The organism is Pseudomonas sp. C321 (assembly GCF_055407105.1).
In genome coordinates, this window is the sequence record NZ_JBUZRB010000003.1 from 697,890 (window position 1) to 704,601 (window position 6,712).

The following is a 6,712-nucleotide window of genomic DNA, read 5'->3' on the forward strand; positions in this document are numbered from 1 at the left end:
GCTTTCGGTTATCAATTTGTACATGATTAGACATGTTCGATTTGATAAGAAAAAACGCGTCGTTGACGAACTGATCCGCCGTATCGAGGGCGGAGTCATGGCCGACGGTTTCCTGCTGCCAGGTGAACATCAACTGGCCGAAGAGTTTTCGGTCAGTCGCGGCACGCTACGTGAGGCCCTCGCCGAGCTCAAGCGTCGCAACTACATCGCCACCCAGAGTGGTGTCGGCTCCATCGTCACCTTTGACGGCATGGTACTTGACCAACGCAGCGGCTGGGCCCAGGGCCTGGCTGATACCGGCGCCCTGGTGACCACCGACGTCCTGCGCCTGGAAGCGGTAACCCGCCCGGATTTGCTCAGCCGCTACGGCAGCGATCAGTTCATCGCCCTCGACCGCCGCCGGCGCACCACCGACGGCACTGCCGTGTCTCTGGAGCGCTCGCTGATGCCCGCCTCCGGTGACCTGGAAAGCCTTCCTCGGGTCGGCCTGATCGACAACTCCCTGACTATCACCCTCGCGGCTTACGGCTATGTGGGTGCTGGCGGCGATCAATGGATCGGCGCCGAGCCCTTGAGCGACATCGACGCCCAGTTACTGGGTCGTCCTGCTGGCACGGTTTTCCTCAAGGCCCTGCGTACTACCTATGACCGTCAGGACCGTTTCATGGAGTACGTCGAAAGCTGGCTCGACCCTCTGCACTTTCGCTTGCACCTTCAATTTTGAAGCTCGTAATAACCCCGCATACTCGCGCTCTCGGTGCTTTCTATGGCCTGGCATTGGGCGATGCCTTGGGCATGCCTACCCAGTCCCTGAGCCGTGAACAGGTCAAGGCCCGCTTCGGAGCAATCACTGCCCTGGAAGATGCCGGCGCTGATCAGCCGATTGCGCCGAACATGCCCAAGGGCTCAATCACCGATGACACCGAGCAGGCGATTCTGGTAGGTCAACTGCTGGTGGACGGCCAGGGCAAAATCGACCCGACCGAACTCGCTCAACGCTTGATCGACTGGGAAGCGGTGATGCGCGCCAAAGGCTCCCAGGACCTTCTGGGACCGTCGACCAAGCGGGCCATCGATATGATCCTGGCCGGCCACACCCCGCAAGAGTCCGGACGCTACGGCACCACCAATGGCGCGGCGATGCGCATCACGCCGGTGGGCATTGCCGCGGATGTCACTGACCCGCAAGCCTTTATCCAGTCGGTGATCCAGGCATGCCAGGTCACGCACAACACCACCTTGGGTATCGCCAGTGCAGCCGCAGTGGCAGCGGTGGTTTCGGCCGGCATCAACGGCGTTGATTTGGGTGAGGCACTGAACATCGGCACGCAGATCGCGCAACAGGCCGAAAGTCACGGTAACTGGGTCGCCGGCGGACGTATCGCCACCCGCATCAGTTGGGCGCGGACGTTGAGTGTCGGCAGCAGCGACAAGGCCCTGTTCGCCGACTTGCTCTACGAATTGATAGGCACCTCCGTTGCCTCCCAGGAATCGGTGGTGGTGTCCTTTGCTCTCGCACAGCAAGTGGCAGTGGGCGAGATGGATGCTTTCGAAGCCCTGTGCATGGCCGCCAGCCTCGGCGGCGACACCGACACGATTGCCGCGATTCTCGGCGCGATGCTTGGCGCTTGCCTGGGGATGCAGTGCTGGCCTGAGTCGCTGATTGAGCAGGTCAGGCAGGTTAACGGCCTGGACTTGCAGCTGTTGGTCCAGGGGCTGCTGGCGTTGCGCTGAGCGCCACAGACCTCAATACAGTATCCGGTTCCACAGGAATGCCGGGGTGTTGATTCAACTTGCGAAACTGCCATAACCACAACAAAACAGGCACCAGGAGCACCCCGTCATGAGTTCGACATCTTCCGGCCAAAGCGTCGGGCAGTTGGAAACACGCGGCATCGAGCCGGTCCCGGAAGGCGAGTGCAACGGTCATCCGCTGCAACTGTTTTGGGTCTGGTTCGCCGCTAATATCAGCATCCTCGGCTTGCCGCTGGGAGCGACTCTGGTGGCGTTTCGCGGCCTGGCCATCTGGCAGGCAATCATCGTCGCGATCCTCGGCGCTGCTGGCTCGTTTGCGGTGGTGGGCATCATCTCCATCGCCGGCCGTCGTGGTCGCGCACCGAGCCTGACTCTGTCCCGGGCGATCTTTGGTGTACGCGGCAATATCGGCCCGACCCTGGTGTCGCTGATGTCGCGCCTGGGCTGGGAAACCGTCAACACCACCACCGCCGCGTTCGTGCTGCTGTCGTTGTGCTCGATCCTGTTCAACTCGCCGGTGGCCGCAAAAAGCGCGCCGCTGCTGACCTTGCTGTTTATCGGCATTTTCGTACTGCTGACCCTGGCTGTCTCGGGCCTGGGCCATGCCACCTTGCTGGTGATCCAGAAGTGGGCGACCTACGTGTTCGGCGCGCTGAATATCCTGGTGGGTGGTTTCCTCTGCGCGACCATCGACTGGAGCGCCGTGTTCAACGCCACCCCGGCACCGGTGAGCGCGATGATCATCGGCGTCGGCACCATGGCCGCCGGCACCGGGATTGGTTGGGCCAACGCCGGTGCCGACATGTCCCGCTACCAGCATCGCAGCGTCAAGGCCGTGCGCCTGGTGGCGTCCGCAGCCTTCGGTGCAGGGATTCCGCTGGTGCTGCTGATTACCCTCGGTGGCCTGCTGTCGGTGGGCAACAATGACCTGGCCTCGGCCACTGACCCGATCATCGCGATCCGCGACATGCTGCCGACCTGGATGGCCGTGCCGTACCTGATCACCGCGTTTGGCGGGCTATTGCTGTCCAACAACCTGTCGGTGTATTCGGCAGGCCTGACCACATTGACCCTCGGCTTGAAGGTCAAGCGCGTGCATGCCGTGATTGTCGACATCGTCGCGATTTTCGCCGGTTCGATTTACTTCATGCTGATCGCCGACAGCTTCTACGGCCCGTTCATCACCTTCATCTCGTTGCTGGCAGTGCCGATCACCGCCTGGGTGGGGATCTTTGTCGTCGATCTGATCCATCGCCATTACTACAGCCCCAAGGATTTGTTGGACGTCACACCCAGCAGTGCCTACTGGTATCGCGGCGGTATCGAATGGCGCGCATTGGGTGCCTGGGTGATCGCGATTGTGCTGGGCTTCAGCTTCACCACCATCGGCACCACTGCCGAGAACATCTGGTTCGCCGGGCCGCTGTCCGATTCCTGGTTGGGGCATAACGGCCTGGGCTGGATCGTCACCTTCCTGGTGGCCGGCGGGATTTATGCGGTATTGGGTGGCGCTGCGGATCGTCGCTCTGCTTTGTTAGAGAACGCTAATGTCTAGATTGCTTCACACAGGCCAGGTCATCGTCGACCTGGTCATGTCCCTCGACAAGCTGCCCGCGTCAGGCGGCGATGTGCTGGCGCAATCCGCCAGTTTCGAAGCCGGTGGCGGCTTTAACGTGATGGCAGCCGCCCAGCGCAACGGCTTGCCGGTGGTGTATCTGGGACGGCACGGCAAGGGGCGTTTCGGCGACCTGGCCCGTGCGGCCATGCAGGCGGAAGGCATCGAAGTGGCCCTGGCCGCCAGCGAGGGCGAGGACACCGGCCTGTGCGTGGCACTGACCGAAGCGACCACTGAGCGCACCTTCATTTCCCATATGGGCGCCGAAGGTGAACTGAACGCCGAGGACTTGGCCCGTACGGTCCCCCGCACCGACGACTATGTTTACGTCAGCGGCTATAGCCTGTTGCTTGAGGGCAAGGCTCAGCCTTTGCTCGATTGGTTGCTGGGGTTGCCGAGGGAGATCGCTGTGGTGTTCGATCCGGGCCCGTTGGTCAATGCGCCGGGCTCATCGCTGATGGCCGTCTTGCTGCCCCGCATCGATATCTGGACCAGCAACGGTCCAGAGGCACTGGCCTTTACCGGCACCGGGGCTATCGCCGACGCGCTGCTCAAATTCAACGACCACCTGCCTGCGCAAACGCTGCTGGTGGTGCGCGATGGGCCCAACGGCTGCTGGATCGGCTGTAACGGGCAGGCCGAACATGTGCCAGGGTTCAAGGTTAAGGCGGTGGACAGCAACGGTGCGGGCGATGCTCATGCCGGGGTGTTTATCGCCGGCCTGGCTAATGGATTGACGCCAGCCGCGGCGGCGCGCCGAGCGAATGCGGCGGCGGCACTGGCGGTCACGCGTTGGGGGCCGGCAACTTCACCGGTTAGCGCTGAAGTGAATGCGTTGTTGGCGGGGGCCTGAGTCGGCAGAATAGGCACCACTCAGCACGGAGCGATCCCATGACCCAGAACATCTACGACACCCCGGCCTTCTTCGAGGGCTACAGCAAAATGGGTCGCTCAGTGGAAGGCCTCGCCGGCGCGCCGGAGTGGCCCGCCTTGCAGGCATTGCTGCCGCCAATGCCAGGCTTGAAAGTGGTGGATCTGGGCTGCGGCTATGGCTGGTTCAGCCGATGGGCCCAGGAGCAGGGCGCTGGTCAGGTATTGGGGCTGGATGTCTCGCAAAAGATGCTGGCGCGGGCAACCGAGATGACCTCATCGCCAGTCATTACTTACGCCATTGCCGACCTTGAGCAACTGGACCTTCCTGCCGCCACCTTCGACCTGGCCTATAGCTCGCTGGCCTTGCACTATATCGTCGACCTCAAGGGCCTGTTCGCTCGTGTCCATGAGTCGCTGGTTCCTGGTGGTTGGCTGGTGTTTTCCATCGAACACCCGATCTTCATGGCGCCTCGTGAGCCGGGTTGGCTGATTGATGACCAGGGGCGCAAGAGCTGGCCAGTGAACGGCTATCAGCAGGAAGGGCCGCGGGTCACCAATTGGCTGGCGGAGGGTGTGATCAAGCAGCACCGCACCTTGGGCACCTTGATCAACCTGTTGATCCAGGCAGGTTTTACCTTGAGTCATGTCGATGAGTGGGGGCCAAGTGAGGCGGACCTCAAGATCCGCCCGGAGTTGGCGCAAGAGCAGGAGCGGCCGATGATGTTGATTGTGGCTGCGCAGCGCTTGGGCAGCTGACCTGATAAAGATCAAAGTGTGTGGGCGGACTTGTCTGCACTTTACCTCTCGTCCCCTTTATTATTTATCCAAAGTAATTGGTTCTCGGATTTGGTTATATCTTTTCAGCGTCATAGTCACCTGCCACTACTATTAAGATCACTTCTCCTCCGCGACTCGAAGTGAAGCAGTAGTTTTTTCCAGTCTCATTGGAATTAATTCTCATCGCTTCTCCAGAGAGACTTGTCTCGGATGCTTCGTACATTTCAGATATTTCAGAACCAACGGCGCCAATACCTTGGAAGGCAATCAAATCTTGAAAAGATATGATCCATGATTGCTCTTGCCAATCTGTAAACTCCATTAGCAATGTGTTTCGGTTGCACGTTATTTTTTCGATTGTTCCGTCTGAAACGGGAAATTTTTTCATTTTAAGTTCCTGGGTGCTTTTCGCCTGGCAAGAAACCAGTTCCATGTCCGGGTTGATAGTTTTCGGGTTTTACTTTCAAGAGCAGTTTTTGTTTTTCGGCTTGCTTCCAGCTCAAATTATTTGGCTTAAGTTCGATGTGATAGTGCTCCCTGTGATGTCTTGGACTGAAAGGGCCTAAGTCTCCTGGATGGCTTTCAAAGCGTATTAGAGTATCGGTATTAGGCCGCCATTCCATTCTTTGGGTGCCGTGTTTTGTTGTAGAGGCTTTGGGGGGGACACCTAAAACCTTTGTTAAGTCGTTGGGGTCGTTTGGGAAGTGGGACTGAGCATTTAGAACAACAGGTACACCTTCATCAACTGTTGTTTTCAGCGCTGGATCTTCAACCCCAATTGAAGGATTACATCCATCCCCACCCGGACACGTACTCAATCCCAGCGGATCAACCCACCCCGTAGGGTTGGGCACGTACTGGTATCCGTTCAGCCCACCCGCCAGTTTCACCGGGTCGGGCGTCAGGTAGCGGCCGTTGTCGGGATTGTAGTAGCGATGGCGGTTGTAGTGCAGTCCGCTTTCTTGATCGAAGTATTGGCCCTGGAAGCGCAGCGGGTTGTTGACGGTGTTGACGTCCAGTCGGGCGATTTGGCCGTAGGCGCGGTAGTGGGCGGACCAGACGATTTCGCCGTTGGGATTCGTCAGTTCCTGGGGCGTGCCGAGGTGGTCGAGTTGGTAGTGGAAGGGGTTGGTTTCTTCTGGGCCGTAGCCTTCAAGCATCACCAGCGGGCGAAAGCTGTTCGGTTCGTAAACATAGCTTTGGTGCTGATCGGCGCTGTGTTCGGCGATCAACGTGTCGCCTTGCCAGAAGAATTCGGTGGTTTGGTCGTTGAGGGTTTTGGCTATGCGCCGACCAAAAGGGTCGTAGCGGTAGCTGGCTTGGGTGCCGTCGGGTTGGGTGACGGCGATCAGGCGGTGTTGGCAGTCGTAGCGGTATTCGGTGACCAGTTGCTGGGCGCGACCTCGGCGTTCGCGCAGGAGGTTGCCGAAGGCGTCGTAGTCGTAGTGGCGATCACCTTGCATCAGCAGGCGGTTGCCTTTGATCACGCCGGGGCCCATGCGGTCTTGCATCAGCAGGTTGCCGGCCGGGTCGTGGGCGAAGCGTTCTTGCAGGTCTTGTGAGTGGTTGGTGCGGGTTAGGCGGTCCAGGGGATCGTAGTGGTAGTCGTGCTGGCCTTTGCGGGTGTCGAGGATGCGGGTCAGGTTGCCGCGCTTGTCGTAGTCGTATTGGCGGCGGTAGTGGTGTTGTTCT

Annotated in this window: 7 protein-coding genes; 5 read left to right on the forward strand and 2 right to left on the reverse strand. The window is 59.7% G+C overall.

The window, feature by feature from the left end; genetic code table 11:
• The first annotated feature begins 22 nt into the window (after nt 1-22).
• The 5 genes from ACZRJ6_RS12905 (at nt 23) to ACZRJ6_RS12925 (ending at nt 4,999) form a co-directional block, all read left to right on the forward strand.
• The gene (locus ACZRJ6_RS12905; RefSeq protein WP_463968407.1) at nt 23-724 is read left to right on the forward strand and encodes a GntR family transcriptional regulator; all 702 of its coding nucleotides are present in this window, start codon (nt 23-25) and stop codon (nt 722-724) included.
• Between the two features lie 8 nt (nt 725-732).
• The gene (locus ACZRJ6_RS12910) at nt 733-1,734 is read left to right on the forward strand and encodes an ADP-ribosylglycohydrolase family protein (RefSeq protein WP_463968431.1); all 1,002 of its coding nucleotides are present in this window, start codon (nt 733-735) and stop codon (nt 1,732-1,734) included.
• A 109-nt stretch (nt 1,735-1,843) separates the two neighbouring features.
• Nucleotides 1,844-3,310, forward strand: coding sequence for a purine-cytosine permease family protein (locus ACZRJ6_RS12915; RefSeq protein ID WP_463968408.1), 1,467 nt, complete (start codon nt 1,844-1,846; stop codon nt 3,308-3,310).
• Nucleotides 3,303-4,223: a PfkB family carbohydrate kinase gene (locus tag ACZRJ6_RS12920; RefSeq protein ID WP_463968409.1), complete on the forward strand. Its 921-nt coding sequence runs from the start codon at nt 3,303-3,305 to the stop codon at nt 4,221-4,223. The genes ACZRJ6_RS12915 and ACZRJ6_RS12920 overlap by 8 nt, the downstream gene beginning before the upstream one ends.
• Before the next feature lie 38 nt (nt 4,224-4,261).
• A complete protein-coding gene (locus ACZRJ6_RS12925; protein WP_463968410.1) occupies nt 4,262-4,999 on the forward strand; it encodes a class I SAM-dependent methyltransferase in 738 nt (245 codons plus the stop codon).
• 94 nt (nt 5,000-5,093) lie between these two features.
• On the opposite strand, the gene ACZRJ6_RS12930 is transcribed toward ACZRJ6_RS12925, so the two are convergent.
• The gene (locus tag ACZRJ6_RS12930) at nt 5,094-5,408 is read right to left on the reverse strand and encodes a hypothetical protein (RefSeq protein ID WP_463968411.1); all 315 of its coding nucleotides are present in this window, start codon (nt 5,406-5,408) and stop codon (nt 5,094-5,096) included.
• A 1-nt stretch (nt 5,409) separates the two neighbouring features.
• Nucleotides 5,410-6,712 (reverse strand): RHS repeat domain-containing protein (locus ACZRJ6_RS12935; protein WP_463968412.1); only part of this gene is annotated, 1,303 nt, incomplete at its 5' end.